Here is an 18,150-nt window from a genome sequence, read left to right on the forward strand (position 1 = left end):
CCCGAAACCCGGCTCCCGGTCCCGGTCCCGGGACCCGGCACCCGGTCCCGACTCCCGGGTCCCGGCACCCGACACCCGGCTCCCGGTCCCGGTCCCGGGACCCGGCACCCGGTCCCGACTCCCGGGTCCCGGCACCCGGTCCCGGTCCCGGCGCCCGACACCCGGTCCCGGCACCCGGCGCCCGGTCCCGAAACCCGGCTCCCGGCTCCCGGCGCCCGGTCCCGCTACTTTCGTTCTCCGCCCTCCTCCGGGAAGCGTTCTTGTGCCCCGGGCCCGTTGGGCGTCTCCTTGCGCTACCTGCACGTTTCGGACACCCACGTCGGCTTCTCGCAGCACGCGAAGCTGAACGCGCATGGCCTGAACGTGCGGGAGCAGGACTTCTTCGACGCGTTCCGGCGGGCGGTGGACATCGCCCTCGAACGGCGCGTCGACTTCGTGCTCCATTCGGGCGACGTCTTCGACGCGGTGCGTCCGTCGAACCGGGCCGTCGCGCACGTGATGGAGCAGGTGAAGCGCCTCGGGGAAGCGGGGATCCCGTTCGTCGCGATCGCGGGGAACCACGAGGCCCCGAAGCTCCGCGAAACCGGGTCCGTGCTGCGTTTCCTCGATTTCCTGCCGGGGACGCACGCGGTCTACAAGGGCCGTCGCGAGACGGTGCGGCTCGGCGACGTCGCGATCCACGCCGTCCCGCACGTTCCCTCGAGCGAGGGGCTCCTCGCGGAGATCGACGCGGCGAGGCCCGACCCTGCCGCGCGATGGAACGTGCTCGCGTTCCACGCCGGCGTGATCGGCGTCGCGGACTTCACGGGCGGCGAGTTCAACGAGGTGAACGTGCCGACCTCGGCGCTCCGTCGCGACATGGACGACATCGCGGTCGGCCACTACCACAAGGCGACGCGGCTTGCGGAGAACGCGTGGTACGCGGGGGCCACCGAGCGCACTTCCTTCAAGGAGCGCGCGGAGCCGAAGGGGGTCCGGCTCGTGGATCTCGCGCGGGGCACGAGCGAGTTCGTCGAGATCCCGACGCGGCGCATGCTCGATCTCCCCGCGATCGAATGCTCGGATCTCGCGGAGGTCGAGATCGCGCCCGCGATCCTGCGCGCGCTCGGCGAGGCGGACCTTGCGGGCGCGGTGGCGCGGCTCGTCGTGCGCGACGTCCCGACGCACGTCGTGCGGACGATCGACCACGGGGCGATCCGCCGCCTCGCGGAGGCCGCCGTCCATCTGAACGTCGAATACGAGCGCGTCTCGACCGAGCGCGCGCCGGGCCAGGCGCCGGAGGCGATCGGCGGACTCCGCGCGGAGTTCGGGGCGTTCATGGACGCCGCGGTCGTGCCGACGCAGAAGGAACGCCTGAAGGCGATGGGCCTCGATTACCTCGAGGCGGCGGAGCGGGGGGACCCGGCGTGAGGCTCGGCTCGCTGAGGCTCGTCAACTACCGTCGCTTCCGCGACGCGACCCTCGAATTCCCCGACGGCGTCACCGCGCTCGTCGGCAAGAACGGGGCCGGCAAGAGCACGCTCCTCGAGGCGCTCGCGTGGGCGATCTACGGGCACGACGCGGCGCGCACCGGGAAGGACCTCATCAAACGCCGCGGCGCGGGGCCCGCGGAGGACGTGCGCGTGGAGCTGCGCTTCACGCACGCGGGTAACGCGTACGAGGTCGTGCGGCAGCTGCGCGGGGCTTCGCAAAGCCACGTCGCGGAGCTCTCGGTGGACGGCCGCGTCGTGGTGCCCGCGGGCGCGAACGCGCACCGCGAGGTGACGGCCTACCTCGAGCGCGCGCTCCATCTCGACAAGCACGCGTTCTTCACGAGCCTCGTCGCGCGCCAGCGCGACCTGAACGCGCTTTCGGACATGACGCCGGGGGCGCGCAAGAAGGTGGTCCTCGCGATGCTTCGCATCGACGCGGTCGACGACGCCGTCGCGCGGGCGCGCGCCGACCGCCGCGACCGCCTCGTCGCCGCGGCGACCCTCGCGGAATCCCTCGCGGACCCGAAGGCGCTCGAGGCGCGCCGCCTCGCGGCCGCCGAAGCCCGCGCGGTTGCCGCTTCGCGGCGCGACGCCCTCGCGGTCGAGGCCGAGGGCCTGAACGCCGTCGTCGAGGCCGCCCGCTCCGACGTGCGCGCGCTCGAGGCGAAGGCGCGCGACCACCACGTCCTCGCGTCGCGTCTCTCGGAGGCGCGCGGCCGCCTCGCAGCCCTCGACGGCGAGCTTGCGACCCTCGCGCGCGAGGCGGCCGCCGCGGAGGCCGCGCGCGCGGAGCTCGCGACCTTCGGCGAAGCCGAGGCCGCGTACGACGCGGCCCGCGTCGAGGTCGAACGGCGACGCGCGGCCGCCGAGAAGCGCGCGGCGCGCGCGCGGCGCGTCGCGGAGCGCGACCGGCTCGCGGCCTCGCTCGCCGCCGTCGAACGCGACCTCGTCGCGAAACGGGGCGACCTCGAAGGCCGCGGCGCGGAGCGTCGCCTCCACGATCGCGCCGTCGCCGCGCTCGCGGCCGCGCGCGAGGCCCGGGCCGCCATCGCCCGCGAGCGCGCCGTCGCGCTGTCGGAGGCCCGCGGCCACGCCGAGGTCGCGGTCCGGGCGCGCGACCGTCGGGCGCGCATCGAGTCGCTCGGGCCCGCGACGGCGTGCCCGACGTGCGCGCGACCGCTGGGCGCGCACCTCGACGAGGTCCTCGGGACGTTCGACCGCGAAGTCGAGGCGGCCCTCGCCCGGGAGCGCGAGGCGAAGGCCCGGGCCGCCGCGAAGGAAGCCGAAGACGCCGCGAAGCGCGAGGAGGAGCGCGCCCTCGTCGAGCGGGAGGCCGAGCTCGCCCGCAAGGTCCGGGACCTCGCGATGCTCGAGGGAGCCGTCCCCGCCCTCGCCGCGCGCGTCGCCGAGGAGCGCGCGCGCCTCGACGCGCTCGACCTCGACCTCGACCTCGCCCGGGACGTCCTCGAACCCGACGACCCGCAAGGCGACCGCGCCGCAAGCGAGGCGCTCGCGGCCGCCCTGAGGCGGCGCGACCGCGCGCGGGCGCTCGCGCCCGTCGCCGCGCGACGCGACGCGATCGCGGAGCGGCGCGCCGTCCAGGCCGAGGTCGCGCGGGGGCTCCAGGTCGAGGCCGAGGAACTCGGGAGGCGTCTCGCCGCCCTCGCCTTTAGCGATCGCGCGCTCGCGGACGCGTCGGACCGCTTCGACCGCGCGAAGACGGCGCGGGAGGAGGCGCGCATCGGGATCGAGCGGGCGCAGGCCGCCGTCGACCGCGCGGATGCGGACCTCGCGGCCGTCGCGCGCGAAGTCGAGGCGAACGCGGCGCGCTCGCGCGAGCGCGACGAGCATCTCGCCGCGGCGGCGCTGCTCGAACGCCTCGCGGGGGACCGCGACCAGGGGCTCCTCGTCGAGTTCAAGAACAGCCTCGTGAGCCGCATCCGACCCGCGCTCGGTCTTTACGCGGGCGCGCTCTTCCGGGAGCTCACGGAGGGTCGCTACGCGGACATCGAGGTCGACGAGGACTACGATCTCGCCGTCGTCGACGACGGCGTCCCCTACCCCCTTGCGCGCTTTTCGGGCGGCGAGGGCGACCTCGCGAACCTCTGCCTGCGCCTCGCGGTGAGCCAGGTCCTCGCCGAGCGCGCGGGCGGCGCGGACTTCGGCTTCCTCGCGCTCGACGAGGTCTTCGGAAGCCAGGACGACGCGCGGAAGGCCAACATCCTCCGCGCGATGGGGCGGTTGTCGTCCCAGTTCAGGCAGATCCTCCTCATCACGCACGTGGACGACGTGAAGGAGAGCGTCGACCGTGTCGTGCGTGTCGTCGACCTCGCGGACGGGTCGAGCGACCTCGAGGCCTCGTGAGGACGGAGGGGGGACCTGCCTTTCCTCGCACAACGCTTTTATCGGGCCACCGGAATGGGCGGGCATGGCCGCCCCACCGGTCAAGCCCTACCTGACGATCGAGGACCTCCCGCTTGCCGGGAAGACCGCCCTCCTCCGCCTCGACATCAACGCGCCCATCGTCAATGGGCGCATCCAGGGCAAGGACCGCATCGAGGCCGCGGCCGCGACCGTCGACGCGCTCTGCTCGAAGGGCGCGAAGGTCGTCATCCTCGCCCACCAGGGCCGCAAGGGCGGCGACGATTTCACGAGCCTCAAGGAGCACGCCGAGGTGCTCGACGGATTCGCGACCGCCAAGGTGGGCTTCGTCGCCGACGTCGCGGGCCCGGAAGCGATCGCGGCGATCAAGGCACTCCCCCGCGGCGAGGCCCTCATGCTCGAGAACGTCCGAGGCCTCGACGACGAGTCGAAGAAGGGCAAGCCCGCGGACCTCGCGAAGCTCCCGTTCGTCGTGGCGCTCGCCTCCGTCGCGGACCTCTACGTGAACGACGCGTTCTCGGCCGCGCACCGCGCGCAGACGAGCCTGGTCGCGTTCCCGGAGATCCTTCCCTCCGCCGCCGGCCTCACGATGGACCGCGAGCTCACCGCCCTCGCGAAAGCCGTCGACGAGCCCGAGCGGCCCGCGGTCTATTTCCTCGGCGGGGCGAAGCCCGAGGACTCGATCGCCGTCATGAAGGCCAACTTCGCGAAGGGCACGCTCGACACGGCGCTCCTCGGCGGCCTTGTGGCGAACCTTTTCATGCTCGCGCGCGGCCACGAGCTCGGCAAGCCGAACGTCGAGATCCTCGAGCGCAAGGGCATCCTCAAGCTCCTCCCCGAGGCGCAAGCCCTCCTCGAGGAGTACGACGCGGGCATCGTCACGCCCGACTCGGTCGCGATCAAGGACGGGCACGGGAAGCGTGTCGACCTCTGGCTCGAGGACCTTCCGACGAACCATCCGATCCTGGACCTCGGCGACGAGTCCATCGCGACCTACCTCGACATCATCGCCGACGCGGGCTCGCTCATGATGAACGGCCCCGCGGGGCTCTACGAGGACCCGGCCTTCGCGAAGGGAACGAAGGCCGTCATCGGCGCGTTCGCGGAATCGGACGCGTTCTCGCTCATGGGGGGCGGCCACACGGTGACCGCGATCGGCCAGTTCGGGCTGACCTTCGAGGACTTCGGCTACGTGTCGCTTGCGGGCGGCGCGCTCATGAGCTATCTCACCGGCGAAGAGCTGCCGGCCGTCAAGGCCCTCAAGGACGCGGCGGCCCGCCACCGCGCCCCTTCGCCCTCCCCGTGACGCTCACACGTCGCCGAAGATGAAGCCCACGCCGTCCGCGGCGTCGCTCTCCTCGGCCTTGATGTGCGCGATGACCGCGTCCTGCTCGGGCATGCGGCGGCCGAAATCGAGAATGAGGCCCTCGGCCCGCAGGATCCCCGCGTCGCTCCCCTCGACGAGCACCGCGAGCGTGTCGCGATCGACGCCGACCGACTTCGATTCCCGGATCACGATGCTCTGACGCGAGAGCGTGTCGTCCGCGAGGGCGGCCTCGAGGAGGGGGCGGTCCTTCGGGCGGATCTCGAAGACGCGGGCGGGCATGGCCTCGCGAAGGCGCGTGCGCTTCTTAGCGCTTGCCGTTCGAGACCCGTCGCGCAGGATGCCGTTTTTCCCGCAGGAACGTCGCCCTCGGGGCGTACCAGATGCGTTAACCCGACAGAGGTCGAGCAGAACAGGGTGTCAGCGTGGCATTGGTCGATCGGCGAGCGGACGACGAGACGGGACGACGCGAGGGCGTCGGGAACGGGGAGCGCGAACGCTATGGATCCCGCGAGCGCGGGGAAAGGGAGGGTGACGCCGCGGACGCGGGGGTCTGGACGTGGCTCGTCGGGATCGCGGGCGGGCTCGTGGCCGTTGCGGGTCTCGTGGCGGCCGTCCTCGTCTTCGCGGGCGGCGAAGCGGCGGGGGCCTCCAACGTCACCATCCTCGCCGCGCTCGCGGTGGCGACCGCCGTCATCGCCGGCGGAGGACTCGTCGTCGCCGCGGTGGTGCTGGGACGCTACGCGCGCGCGACGTCCATCGCGGACGCGCTCGAACGCCGCCTCGACGAAAGCGTGCCCCGGCACGCCGTCGCGCGTTCGGTTCTCGATCGATCCTTCGACGCGCGCTTCGCCGCGCTCGAGGCGGGCGCAGCCGACCTTCCCGCCATTCGATCGGCCGTGGCGGATCTCGATTCCCGCGCGACCGAGGCGGGGCGGGCGCTGAGCGGCGGCGACGAGGGAGCGTCGGAGGAGGGCGAAGCGTTGCGGCGTATCCCGACCTCGGCGCTTGCGGGCGTCACGGACGCGCAGGTCCGTCGCTACCGCGACGCGGGCGTGCGCACGACGTGGGAGCTTGCGGCGTCGGACCCGAGCGACCTCTCCCGGCGCGCGGACGTTCCTGAATCGACCGTCCGGCGGCACCAGGCGATGGCGGAGCTCCTCACGCTCGACGACGTGGAGCCGGAGGACGCCGCCACGCTCGTTGCCGCGGGCGTCACGAGCGTGGAGGAGCTTGCGGGATCCGATCCGGATCGGCTCGCGGACGCGATCGCCGAGACGCCCGCCCCGTCCGGCGCCTCCACCATCTACATGCGCGACGTCGAGGCCTGGGTCGAGGGCGCCCGGCGCGAGCGCGCGCGCCTGAGCCGCCGCACCGAGGTGCCCGCGGGCGTCGAGCGGCCGTAGGCCCCTGGTCCCCTGGCCGACAGCCTGATGCTTGCGCGCGGCGGAGCGGTATCCATGACCGCGGCTCCGCCCGCACCCCCGACGCTCGTCGCGCTCCTCAACGAGGAGGCCGCGCTCTCGCGCGGCCTCGCCGCCGCGGCCTCGCCCGATCGCGCGCGGGCGCGCGCCCTCGACGCGATGAGGAGCCGCGTCGCGTTCCCTTTCCGCGCCGTCTTCAAGGCGGTCGTGGTGGGCGAGCGCATCCTCGCCTCGGGACCGCTCGCGGTCGGCGAGGCCGGGCAGCGCCGGATGAAGATGCAGCCCGACCAGCGTTACCTCGAGGTCGCGCCCGAGGGCCTGACGCCGATCGCCTTCGAGATCCTCGGCCCCATCCTGGTGCCGAGCGCGCGGAACCTCATGGAAGGATCCGTGATCATGGCCGCGCTCGACGTGCTCGACCCTTCAAGGTACCCGATCGAGGGGCCGGGCCTCGTCGCCGACCTTCTCGACCTCAAGGTCCTGGTCGCGGTCGAGCCGTAGGGTCGACCCGCGTCGCGCGAGGGCGACCTTCAGCGCGGGCGGCGTCACGAACGTCGTCACGATCACGACGAGGATGATCGCCGAGTATTCGGCCGCGCCGATGCCCAGCGCGGTGAGCCCGAGACCGGCGAAGATGAGGCCCACCTCGCCGCGCGGAACCATGCCGACGGCGACGACGAGCTTCGAGACGCCCTTCTCCACGACGCCGAGGCCGGCGGCGAGCTTGCCGAGGATGGCGATGACCGAGAGGAAGAGGCCGACCGCGATCATGAGGGGCCCGCCCGCTGCGAGCGCGCCGAGGTCCACGTGGAGGCCCATGACCGCGAAGAAGAACGGCGTGAAGATGGTCGCAAGAGGCCTCACGCCTTCGCGCAGCTCGCGGATGGGCGTGGACCCCGCGAGGACGAGGCCGGCCGCGAAGGCGCCCACGACGGCCGCGAGCCCCGTTTCGACCGCGAGGAAGGCGTAGCCGATCGCGACCGCGAAGCCCGCGGCAAGGGCGCTTCCCGCCGCGCCGTGGCGTTGCGCCCAACCGACGATCCGCGGCGCGAGGGCGAGCCCCGCGCCCACGAGGAGAACGAGGAAACCGACCGCGAGGCCGATCTTGAGCGCGAGGCCCTCGGGCGAGAGCGCGCCGGCCGCGAGGGCCGAGACGACGGCAAGGATGATGAGGCCGACGACGTCGTCGAGGACGGCCGCGCCGAGGATGACGCGCGCATCGGGCGTCGAGAGGCGACCGAGATCCGCGAGGACGCGCGCCGTGATGCCGACGCTCGTCGCCGTGAAGGTCGCGCCGATGAACACGTGGAAGATGGCGGCATCGGGCCAGACGCCGAGCCTCGCGAGCAGCACGCTCGCTCCCACGCCCGCCGCGAACGAGACGACGACGCCGAGGATCGCGACGAACACGGCGCTGCGGCCGACGCGCGTCATCTCGCGCAGATCGCTCGTGAGGCCGACCTCGAAGAGCAAAAGGATGACGCCGAGCTCGGCGACAAGGAGGAGCGCCTGCGAGGAGAGGATGAGGCCCCCGTCCCCCGAGGCGAGCGCGGAGCCGAGGTCCGGCGGCGCGATCCAGCCGAGAAGCGACGGCCCGAGCGCGACGCCCGCAAGCAGCTCCCCCACGACGGCGGGTTGCCCGATCTTCTCGGCGACGACGCCGAGGAGGCGCGCGGCCGCGAGGACGACGAGCAGGTCGAGGAGGACCGCCCCCATCGCGCCGCCGCCAGCCATCGCGGGGGCGATGGTCGAAGGCGGCATAAAAGCGTGCTCTTGCGCTCGCAACCTTCAGGTCCCCGGGAGGTCTCATGGACGCGTGCGGTTCGCGCAGCTCAAGCTTGGCCCCATGGCGAACTTCTCGTACGTCTTCGGGGACGACGCGGGTCGCGGGGCGATCGTCGACCCCGGATTCGAGCCCGAACGCCTCCTCGCGGAGGCCGACCGCCTCGGCCTCGCGGTGGAGCGCGTGCTGATCACGCACGGCCACGACGACCACGTGCGCGGCCTCGACCACGTCGTCCGCGCCACGCGCGCGAAGGTGGTGGCGCACCCCGATTCGCGCCTCCCGTTCGACGTCGCCACGACGCACGGAGGCGCCTTCCACGTCGGGGCGCTCGAGGTGCGCGCTTGGCACACGCCCGGCCACCAGCCCGACGCGGTCTCCTTCGAGGTCGACCGCCGTCTGCTCTTCACGGGCGACACGCTCTTCATCGGGGAGTGCGGCCGCGCGGACCTCCCCGGGTCCGACCCGCGCGCGCTCCACGCGAGCCTCCTCGGCGTCCTCGCGTCCCTCCCCCGGCACCTCGAGGTGTATCCCGGCCACGACTACGGGCCCCTCCCGCACGCGACGCTCGGGCACGAGTTCGAATCGAACTACACCCTCGAGCCGCGCGATGTCGAGGCCTTCGTGCGCTTCATGGCCGAGCCGTGAGCGGGAGAAGACTCAAGGCGGAGTGGCCCGTCACGCCGACGTGGCCGAGCGCGCCCCCCTCCGGGTCCACCTCGTCATGCTCGCGGTCGTCGCGACGTGGGGCGCCGCCTTCACGGCGATCAAGATCGGACTCGAGGCGCTATCCCCGTGGCATCTCACGCTCTACCGCTTCGCGGTCGCCGCCCCCCTGTTCGCGGCGCTCCTCGTCCTCGCGGGCGTCCCGCGCTTCGACCGCGCGGACCGGTGGAAGATCGCGTTCGTCTCGGTCTTCTCCGTCGCGGGCTACCACTTCGCGTTGAATTACGGCGAGACGGCGGTGAGCGCGGGGACGGCCGCGATCGTCGTCGCGACCAGCCCGCTCTGGACCGCCCTCATCTCGGCCCGCCTCCTGCGGGAATCGATCACGTCGTTCAAGCTTGCGGGCATCGCGCTCGCGCTCGCGGGCGTCGTCGTCACGGTGACGCTCGGGGCGGGACGCGCGATCGACGTCTCGTACGGGTTGGGCGCCCTCGTCGTGCTCATGGCGCCCATCGTGTGGGCCTGCGTGAGCGTCGTCTCGAAGCCGCTCGTGCTGCGCTACGGAGCCATCCCGTTCTCGGCGTCGACGACGCTTCTCGGCACCGCCCTTCTCCTTCCCATCCTCGCGCTCGGGCCCGGGCCGGTCCTCGCGCTTCCCGCGGGAGCCGCGCTCGCGGTGCTCTTCCTCGGCCTCTTCGCGACCGTCGGCGGGTACGTCGGCTTCAACTACGCCCTCCGCCATCTGACCCCGACGGAGACCATGGCCTACGTCTACCTCAACCCGCTCTTCGCGCTCCTTTGGGGCGCGCTCTTCGCGGGCGAGGCGCCCACCGCGTTCGTCCTCGCGGGCGCGGCCCTCGTGCTTGCGGGCGTGGCCCTCGTCAATTGGAGGCGCTGACGTGACGACGTGGCGGGAAGCGACGAAGAGCGTGCACGGCGACGACACGGGTCCGCGGGAAGGACCCGTCACGACCCCCATCGCGCAGACGAGCACCTTCGGATTCCTGGACACGCAGGCGATCGACGACCTCTATGAAGGACGCCGCGAGGGGCACGCCTACTCGCGGTACTCGAATCCCACCGTCGCGTCGGCCGCGCGCCGCGTCGCCGTGCTCGAGGGCGGGGAAGCGGGGATCCTCACGGCCTCGGGCATGGGCGCGGTCACGGCCATCGTCCTCGCCCATGCGAAGGCCGGGGGCCGCATCCTCGCGGTCCAGGACACCTACGGGGGGACGACCGCGCTCTTCGAGCGGATCCTTCCCCGCTTCGGCGTCAGGGTCGACCGGTTCCCGACGGCCGACGCGAAAAGCCTCGAACGGGCGCTCGCGGACGGGGGCGCCGACCTCGTGTGGCTCGAAAGCCCCACGAATCCCACGCTCCGCCTCGTCGATCTCGACGCCGTCTCCGCCATCGCGCGCGACGCGGGCGTCCCGACGGCGATCGACAGCACGTTCGCGTCGCCGATCAACGCGAAGCCCCTCGCGCACGGCATCGACGTCGTGATGCACAGCGCGACGAAATACCTCGGCGGGCACGCGGACCTCACGCTCGGCGCGATCGTCGCCTCGCGAAAGCGCCTCGCGGCGATCGAGGCGGTCGCGAGGACGCTCGGCGCGACGCCGGATCCCCACGCGGCCTTCCTCCTCGAGCGCGGCCTCAAGACGCTCGAGCTGCGGGTGAAGCGCGCGAACGCGAACGCGCAGTCGCTCGCCGAGTGGCTGGAGCGCCACCCCAAGGTCGCGCGCGTCCACTACCCGGGCCTCCTGTCGCACCCCCAGCACGCGCTCGCGCGCCGCGTCATGCCGGGCGGCGGGGGCGGCGTCGTCTCCTTCGACCTCAAGGCGGGGACGAAAGCCGCCGCGGTCGCCTTCGCCGACGCGCTGAGGCTCGTCCGCAACGCCGCGAGCCTCGGCGGGGTCGAGAGCCTCGTGACGCTGCCCGTCGTGCAGTCGCACCGCTCGCTCTCGCCGCAGCAGCTGGCCGCCTCCGGCATCACCCCGGGGACCGTGCGCCTCGCGTGCGGCGTCGAGGACGTGGGCGACCTCCGGGCGGACCTCGACCAGGCGCTTGCGAAGGTCCCGTGATCGCGATTCCGGCGGTCGACCGCGAAGATTCAAATAGCGGGCGGCGATAGGGAAGGCCAGCAAACCCAGGCTCACGAAAGAGCAGTGTTTAAATATCGTCGCATTGATGGCGGCGTGCTCGTTCTGAGTCATTTTTGAAGGGAGCATCCATGCAGCCGTTCACCCAGGACCCCATCCAGGCCACCAAGACGGGAACCACGACGGTCGGCATCGTCTGCAAGGACGGCGTCGTCATGGGCGCCGACATGCGCGCCACGATGGGGCACCTCATCTCCCACAAGGAGACCCAGAAGCTCTTCCGCATCGACGACCACCTCGGCATGACCATCGCCGGCCTCGTCGGCGACGCGCAGGTCCTCGCCCGGTGGCTCACCGCGGAAGTCGAGCTCTACAAGGTCAAGCGCAACGCCGACATGAGCGTCAAGGCCGCGGCGACCCTGATGAGCAACGTCATGAACCAGCGCAAGTTCGCGCCGTTCTACGTGCAGCTCCTCGTCGGCGGCATCGACCTCGAAGGCGGGCACATGTACTCCCTCGACGCGGCCGGCGGCTCCATCCCCGACAAGTACGCGACGACGGGCTCCGGCTCGGTCTTCGTGTACGGCGTCCTCGAGGACCGCTACGAGGACGACCTGAGCGTCGACGACGGCCTGAACCTCGCGATCCGCGGCATCAGCGCCGCGATGAAGCGCGACAGCGCCTCGGGCGACGGCATGTCGGTCGCGGCCATCACCAAGAAGGACGGATTCAAGCGCCTCGAGAAAGAGGAGATCGACCGCAGGAAGAAGAAGATGGGCCTCAAGTAAGGCCCATCTTTTCCCTGTTTTCTCCTCTTTTCGGGCGCCTCACCAGCCCCACGCTCCAAGAGTTGTTCAACCATGGGTGTCGAAGACCTGCTCCGCGAGATCTCCGAGGAAGTCAAGAAGGAGATCCCGGCCTCCGTCGAGATCACGGACATCGAATTCGAGGCCGCCGTCCTCGTCATCTACACGAAGCACCCCGAGCGCTTCGCCTCCGACGAGGACCTCGTCCGCCGCCTCGCGAAGAAGCTGCGCAAGCGCGTCGTCGTGCGCCCGGACCCGAGCGTCCTCGCGCCGCTCGAGAAGGCCGAGAAGCGCGTGCGGGACATCGTTCCCGCCGAGGCGGAGATCACGGAGCTCTATTTCGAGCCCGACATCGGCGAGGTCATCATCGAGGCCCGCAAGCCCGGTCTCGTCATCGGTCGGCACGGCTCCACGCTCAACGACATCAAGAAGGAGATCGGCTGGGCGCCGCGCGTCGTGCGCACGCCCCCCATCCCGTCGAAGACGGTGAAGGAGATCCGCGACTATCTGCGCACGGTCTCCGACGATCGGAAGGACTTCCTCCGCAAGGTCGGCCGCCGCATCTACCGCGGCTCCGTGAAGGAGGAGCAGTGGGTCCGCTGGACGAGCCTCGGCGGCTACCGCGAGGTCGGCCGCTCGTGCCACCTCCTGCAGACGCAGGACTCGAAGATCCTCATCGACTGCGGCGTCAACTTCTCGAACGACGACAAGGCGACCCCCTACCTGCACCTCGGCGAGGTCTGGCCCCTCTCGAGCCTCGATGCGGTCGTGCTCACGCACGCCCACATGGATCACTGCGGCCTCATCCCGCTCCTCTACAAGTACGGCTACGACGGGCCCGTGTACTGCACGCCCCCGACGCGCGACCTCTCGGTGCTCCTGCAGATGGACTACATCAAGATCGCCGCGGCGGAGGGCAAGAAGCCCCCGTACGAGTCCGACCACATCCGCAAGTGGGTCCAGAACGCGATCACGCTCGACTTCGGCGACACGACCGACATCGCGCCCGACGTGAAGCTCACGTTCTCGAACTCGGGCCACATCCTCGGATCCGCGGTCTCGCACTTCCACATCGGCGACGGCTTCTACAACGTGTGCTGCACGTCGGACATGAAGTACGAGCGCACGTGGCTCTTCAACCCCACGAACAACAAGTTCCCGCGCCTCGAGGCCCTCATCATGGAGGCCACGTACGGCGGGCGCAACGACTTCCAGCCGACCCGCCAGCAGGCGACCGAGCAGCTCAAGGAGATCATCGCCCGCACGATCAACCGCGGGGGGCGCGCGATCATCCCGTGCTTCGCGGTCGGCCGCAGCCAGGAGGTCATGATCGTGATCGAGGAGCTCGTGAAGCGCGGCGACATCCCGCGCGTCCCGACCTACCTCGACGGCATGATCTGGGAAGCGACCGCGATCCACACGGCGTACCCGGAGTACCTGAACAACCAGCTCCGCAACCAGATCTTCCACGAGGGCGAGAACCCGCTCCTCTCGGACATCTTCATCCGCGTCGACTCCCAGGAGACGCGCCGCAAGATCCTCGCCTCCGAGGAGCCCTGCATCATCCTCGCGACGTCGGGCATGATGACGGGCGGCCCCGTCATGGAGTACTTCAAGGAGTGGGCGGGCGACCGCCGCTCCACGCTCGTGTTCGTCGGTTTCCAGGCCGCGGGCACGCTCGGCAAGCGCGTCCAGCAGGGCATGGGCGAGCTCCCGATGGCCGAGGGCGGCAAGAGCCGCGTCCTCCGCATCGAGTGCGGCGTCGAGACCATCGACGGCTTCTCGGGCCACTCCGACCGCCGGCAGCTCATGAACTACGTGAACAACATCTCGCCGAAGCCCGACAAGGTCATCACGATGCACGGCGAGGAGTCGCGCTGCGTGGACCTCGCGTCGTCCATCCACAAGAAGTACCACATCCAGACGTGGGCGCCCTACAATTTGGAAACGATTCGCCTCAAGTAGAGGCGAATCGTCGGAAAATTGGAGGGTGCGAACGAGCCCGCAGGCTCGTTCAGCGCCGTATAACCTGGAGACGATCCGGCTCAAATAGGCCCGGATCGTCGGAAGGTCATACGGCGCGACCGGCGCCGTAGGTCCCACCGTCGCCGTCAGACTGCACAATCGAGTTTACGGGCTCGCCGGGTGCACCTTCGCCGGGGCGGGGACGCAGGTGCGGCGCCCGACGCTCAAGGGCATCACCACAAAGGTTTCATTTTCCATCCGCCTGCCTCGCACATCATGCGCGTGATCGCCGTCGTGCCTTGCGTGGCCGTCCTCCTCGCGGGCTGTCTTCTGGGTGAGGCCCCCGGCGCCGCGACGCAGCCGCCGCCCCCGCCTCCGACCATGGGCGAGTTTGTAACGCTGCCCACAGGTCTCGCGTGCCGCTCGGCGCCATGCGAACCCACCGTCGCCGTCGACGGCGCGGGGCGCCTCATCGTCCTCGGCAATGACGGCCTCGGTGTCTCCCTCGACGAGGGGCGCTCCTTCGAGAAGCGCCCACGGCCGCCGATCCCGCCCCCCGCCCCGCCGGGGAGCTTCGACAACGACGCCACCCTCTACGTGGATGCCTCCGGGAAGCTCTACTACCACGCCCTCGTCACGACCTTCGAACCCAATGCGCGCGCGCTGATTCTCCATGGCATCCACGTCGCCGTCTCGGCGGATGCGGGCGTGACATGGCCGGTGAACACGCATCTCTCGCTCGCGAGCGCCACCCCACGCCAGACGCTCGGCTCGGATCGCCAATGGTTGGCGGCGGACGGGAACGCGACCGTGTACCTCTGGTATGCTCGCGTATCGCCCGCCTTCGCCGTCGCCTCACCCGTGGGCACGCCATCGCCCGTGGGCGGCGTCATGCTCGCGCGCTCCGACGATGGCGGGCGCACGTTCGGGGACTTCCGGCCCGTCGCGCCGGACCAGCCGGACGCTGCGTGCGCGAACGGCCCCGGTGTCGTGGATCCGGCCGGCCGCCTCCACATCGCCTTCCGTTGCTCGCCGCGAGCCGCGAGCCTCGATCGCACGACGGGTTTCGTCGTCGCCACTTCCTCGGACCGGGGCCAAACGTTCACGCGGAGCCTCGTCAACGCGACCGCCAACTGGCTGCCGGTCCTCGACCGCGCGCGCGATGGCGCAGTCCATGCCGCGTGGGTCTCCGTCCCGAACGGGCAGGTGGCCACCTCCACCTCCCGCGACGGCGGTGCGACATGGAGTGCCCCCGTAGGTTGGACGGAGGCCAATGAGCGCGGAGCGCCTGGACCATGGGTTCTTGCCCGCGCGGACGGCCGCCTCGACGTGCTCCTCTATCTCGAAACGGCGCCCCGCCAATACCAGGTCGTGCTCGCGCGCGGCTTCCCCGACGGCTCGGACGCGACGCGCGCGGTGCTCGTGCCGAAGCTCGATGTAACGTCGGGCCGCGCCGGCAACACCGACTTCGCGCACTTCGCGCACCTCCCGGACGGGCGCGTCGTCGCCGTGTGGGGCGAAGCGCGCGAGGTACTCATTGCGGTAGAACAACGGATCGTCGCCTCGGTGTGAGCCGTCGCAAGCACGAGAGGCGAATCGACGTGGCGCCGCAAGGTTCCAAGGCGCGCGCGAGGCAGGAGCCCGCCAAGCGAGGTTGACCCATCGAGTCGAGCCAGTTCAGCCCACGATCTTCTCCCACTTCCTGAGCTTCAAAACCTTGGAGAGCGAGCTCCCGCGCTCGATCTCCGCGCGAAGCCGGTCCTCCTGCTCCTTCACGTCAACGGCGCGGTTCGCGATCTCCTGCGCGCGCTCGCGCGGGACGACCACGATGCCGTTGTCGTCCGCGACGATCCAGTCGCCCGCGCGCACGCGCTGACCGCCCGCGAGGATCTCCGTTCCAATCTCGCCGAAGCCCTTCGGGTCGCCCGCGTTCGGGCGCTCGACGGCGGCCCAGGCGGGGAACGCGATGCGGCGGATCTCGTCCACGTCCCGGATCGCGCCGTCGATCACGACGCCCGAGACGCCCTTGAGCTTCGAGGTGTGGCTTGCGAGCTCGCCCCAGACGGCCTTGTTCGTGCCGTCCACCTGGATCACGAGCACCGAGCCCGGGGGGCACTCGTCGATGGCTTCGACGGGCTTCGCCCAGTCGCCGTCCATCGTGTGCACCGTCACCGCCGGGCCGATCGCCTTGAGGCCCTGCGTGACGGGGCGCAGGCCCGTCATCGCGCCTTCCCGGTGCATCGCGTCCGAGACGTTGGGCGTCGAGGCGATCTCGAAGGCCTTGCGGAGGTCCGAAGCCGCGAACTTGCGCATGCCCTCGCTGGCGACGACCTTCACGTGGTCGACCGCCTCGCGCAGGCGCCGCGTCGCGTTCGTCGCGTCGGCGGCCTTCGTGATCGCGCCGCCCACGACGAGGATGCTCGCGCCGGCCTCGATGAGCGGCGCGAGGGTCTCGCTCGTGAGGCCGCCCGCAACCGCGATCGGAAGCGAGGTCGCGGCGCGGACATCCCTCACCATCTGCACGGGGGATCGGCCCTGCATCTGCTCGTCGACGCCCACGTGGAGGCCCACGAAGTCGACGCCGAGCGCCTCCGCCTCCTTCGCTCGCTTCGGCTTGTCGGCGACCGCGATGAGGTCGATCATGATCCTGCCGCCGTACTTGCGCGCGGCCTCGACGCCTTCGCGGACGGTGCCGTCGTCAGCCGCGCCGAGGATCGTGACGATCGACGCGCCGGCCTTGATGGCCATCTCCGTCTCGAGGCCGCCCGTGTCCATGATCTTCATGTCGGCCACGATGAGACGATCCGGGAAGGCTCGCTTGAGCTCGCGCACCGCGTCGAGCCCCTCGCTCTTGATGAGCGGCGTTCCCGCCTCGATCCAGTCGACGCCGCCAAGAACGGCCTCGCGCGCGATCTCGAGCGCGCGGTGCGCGTTGTACACGTCGAGCGCCACCTGGAGGATGCGGCGGTCCTGCATGGAGCGGAGTCGTCCGACCCCGTCATCAAGGCTTCGGCGCCGCGGCCGAGGCGACGGCGAGGGCCGACGCGTCGTCCGCCGCCTCGCGGACCCATTCGAGATGCCGCCGCTCGTCGTCGGCGGCCTCCTCGAGCGCGTCTCTCGCCTCCGCGGGAAACTCGGCCTCGAGCCGGCGCTCGTACGCGGCGAGCGCGAGGCGCTCGTGCACGACGAGGGCGCGGAGCACGCCCGCGGTGTCCATCTCCCCCAGAAGCGCGATGGCTTCGAAGCGACCGAGGGCCGTGGGGCCCGAGGGTTGGAAGGTCGCCCCGCCGACGGCCCGCGCGGCCGCCGCGAGGCGGTCGGCGTGTCTCTCGTGGTCCGAGCGGAAGGCTTCGAGGGCCTCGACCCGCGCTTCGCCCCCCAGGACCGCGCAGGCGACGTCGAGGAGCGCGACGGCGTTCGCCTCCCTCTCGATGAGACGATTCAGCTCGGCGATCGCCACGCGGTCGTCGAGCGCCCGTTCGTCGAGCGTTCGCTTCGCCATCGTACGCCTTCGCTTTGGGGCTGCCTTGCGGCTTGCGACGGCGACGTCGATCAGGAGAGGCCCGAAAGGAGGCCCGCAAGCGCCTTCGCGGGGTCGGCCGCTTTCACGATGCCCGACGCGAGAAGCACGCCATCGCAGCCGAGCGCGAGCGCGGCGCGGAGATCCTCGCCGGTCTTGACTCCGGCGCCGCAGAGGACGGGGACGTCGGGCGCCACGCGTTTCGCCGCCTCCACGCTCGCGCGCACGATCGCGGGGTCGGCCGTCGTGACGGATACGTCCCCGCCGATGAGCTCGGGGGGCTCGAACGCGACCCAGCCCGGCTCGAGGGCCGCCGCCGCCGCGGTCGTCGCGGGGTCGCTCGTGCAGACCACGGACGCGAGGCCGGCTTCCTTGAGTCGCGCGACCGCGGTCGCGATCTCCGCGAGCGTGAGCTTCCGCTCCGCGTGGTTCACGAGGCTTCCGCGCGCGCCCGCCTCGGCGAGCGCCTCGGCGAGCGCCGCGCCCGTGCCGACGCCGGGCTTCGCGCCGTCCGCGTGCTGCGCCCACACGGGAAGGGGGGTCGCGCCCGCGACGAGCCGGATGTCGGCGGCCTGGACGGCGACGGCGACGTCGGCGCGCGCGCCCGCCGCGGCCGAGGCGAGGGCGCGCGTCAGGTCGAGCGCGCGCCTCCCCGTGGATTCGCGGTAGATCTTGTAGTTCACGAGGACGAACGGCTTCGCCACGC

Annotated in this window: 16 protein-coding genes; 11 read left to right on the forward strand and 5 right to left on the reverse strand. The window is 71.5% G+C overall.

The features are described 5' to 3' along the window. Positions 1-288: 288 nt before the first annotated feature. The 3 genes from VM889_11120 (at position 289) to pgk (ending at position 5,160) form a co-directional block, all read left to right on the forward strand. Positions 289-1,410 (forward strand): DNA repair exonuclease, encoded by a 1,122-nt coding sequence (locus VM889_11120; GenBank protein ID HVL49099.1) that lies wholly within the window; start codon positions 289-291, stop codon positions 1,408-1,410. Continuing rightward, a complete protein-coding gene (locus VM889_11125) occupies positions 1,407-3,836 on the forward strand; it encodes an SMC family ATPase (GenBank protein ID HVL49100.1) in 2,430 nt (809 codons plus the stop codon). Before VM889_11120 ends, VM889_11125 begins: the two co-directional genes overlap by 4 nt. A gap of 64 nt (positions 3,837-3,900) precedes the next feature. Continuing rightward, positions 3,901-5,160 (forward strand): phosphoglycerate kinase, encoded by a 1,260-nt coding sequence (pgk, locus tag VM889_11130; GenBank protein ID HVL49101.1) that lies wholly within the window; start codon positions 3,901-3,903, stop codon positions 5,158-5,160. A gap of 3 nt (positions 5,161-5,163) precedes the next feature. Here the strand turns inward: pgk and VM889_11135 are convergent, their stop codons facing one another. Further along, positions 5,164-5,460 (reverse strand): hypothetical protein, encoded by a 297-nt coding sequence (locus VM889_11135; GenBank protein HVL49102.1) that lies wholly within the window; start codon positions 5,458-5,460, stop codon positions 5,164-5,166. Positions 5,461-5,603: 143 nt separating this feature from the next. Here VM889_11135 and VM889_11140 point away from each other — a divergent pair, with 143 nt between their 5' ends. Continuing rightward, positions 5,604-6,584 carry a DUF4332 domain-containing protein gene (locus VM889_11140; protein ID HVL49103.1) on the forward strand — a complete coding sequence of 327 codons (981 nt, stop codon included), beginning with the start codon at positions 5,604-5,606 and terminating at the stop codon, positions 6,582-6,584. 54 nt (positions 6,585-6,638) lie between these two features. Next, entirely contained in the window at positions 6,639-7,103 is a 465-nt protein-coding gene (locus VM889_11145; GenBank protein HVL49104.1) for a hypothetical protein, read from the forward strand. On the opposite strand, the gene VM889_11150 is transcribed toward VM889_11145, so the two are convergent. Continuing rightward, on the reverse strand, positions 7,026-8,336 hold the full coding sequence (locus tag VM889_11150) for a cation:proton antiporter (protein ID HVL49105.1): 1,311 nt from the start codon (positions 8,334-8,336) through the stop codon (positions 7,026-7,028). The two genes, VM889_11145 and VM889_11150, sit on opposite strands and share 78 nt — an antisense overlap. A gap of 82 nt (positions 8,337-8,418) precedes the next feature. Here VM889_11150 and VM889_11155 point away from each other — a divergent pair, with 82 nt between their 5' ends. The 6 genes from VM889_11155 (at position 8,419) to VM889_11180 (ending at position 15,496) form a co-directional block, all read left to right on the forward strand. Continuing rightward, complete coding sequence (locus VM889_11155) at positions 8,419-9,033, forward strand: MBL fold metallo-hydrolase (protein HVL49106.1); 615 nt, start codon at positions 8,419-8,421, stop codon at positions 9,031-9,033. 40 nt (positions 9,034-9,073) lie between these two features. Beyond that, positions 9,074-9,949 carry an EamA family transporter gene (locus tag VM889_11160; protein ID HVL49107.1) on the forward strand — a complete coding sequence of 292 codons (876 nt, stop codon included), beginning with the start codon at positions 9,074-9,076 and terminating at the stop codon, positions 9,947-9,949. 1 nt (position 9,950) lies between these two features. Continuing rightward, positions 9,951-11,135 (forward strand): PLP-dependent aspartate aminotransferase family protein, encoded by a 1,185-nt coding sequence (locus VM889_11165; protein HVL49108.1) that lies wholly within the window; start codon positions 9,951-9,953, stop codon positions 11,133-11,135. 149 nt (positions 11,136-11,284) lie between these two features. Beyond that, the gene (psmB, locus tag VM889_11170) at positions 11,285-11,941 is read left to right on the forward strand and encodes an archaeal proteasome endopeptidase complex subunit beta (GenBank protein ID HVL49109.1); all 657 of its coding nucleotides are present in this window, start codon (positions 11,285-11,287) and stop codon (positions 11,939-11,941) included. A gap of 72 nt (positions 11,942-12,013) precedes the next feature. Beyond that, a complete protein-coding gene (locus tag VM889_11175) occupies positions 12,014-13,924 on the forward strand; it encodes a beta-CASP ribonuclease aCPSF1 (protein ID HVL49110.1) in 1,911 nt (636 codons plus the stop codon). A gap of 276 nt (positions 13,925-14,200) precedes the next feature. Further along, the gene (locus tag VM889_11180; GenBank protein ID HVL49111.1) at positions 14,201-15,496 is read left to right on the forward strand and encodes a sialidase family protein; all 1,296 of its coding nucleotides are present in this window, start codon (positions 14,201-14,203) and stop codon (positions 15,494-15,496) included. A 105-nt stretch (positions 15,497-15,601) separates the two neighbouring features. Here VM889_11180 and hxlA read toward each other — a convergent pair whose 3' ends face one another. From hxlA to tpiA, 3 genes are read right to left on the reverse strand one after another with little or no spacing between them, the layout of a single operon-like run. Beyond that, positions 15,602-16,900 carry a 3-hexulose-6-phosphate synthase gene (gene hxlA / locus VM889_11185; GenBank protein ID HVL49112.1) on the reverse strand — a complete coding sequence of 433 codons (1,299 nt, stop codon included), beginning with the start codon at positions 16,898-16,900 and terminating at the stop codon, positions 15,602-15,604. A gap of 25 nt (positions 16,901-16,925) precedes the next feature. Continuing rightward, positions 16,926-17,426, reverse strand: a complete 501-nt coding sequence (locus VM889_11190) for a ferritin-like domain-containing protein (protein HVL49113.1) — start codon at positions 17,424-17,426, stop codon at positions 16,926-16,928. A 50-nt stretch (positions 17,427-17,476) separates the two neighbouring features. Then, positions 17,477-18,148, reverse strand: coding sequence for a triose-phosphate isomerase (tpiA, locus tag VM889_11195; GenBank protein HVL49114.1), 672 nt, complete (start codon positions 18,146-18,148; stop codon positions 17,477-17,479). Between the last annotated feature and the right edge of the window lie 2 nt (positions 18,149-18,150).

The organism is Candidatus Thermoplasmatota archaeon (assembly GCA_035540375.1).
Lineage (GTDB): Archaea > Thermoplasmatota > SW-10-69-26 > JACQPN01 > JAJPHT01 > DATLGO01.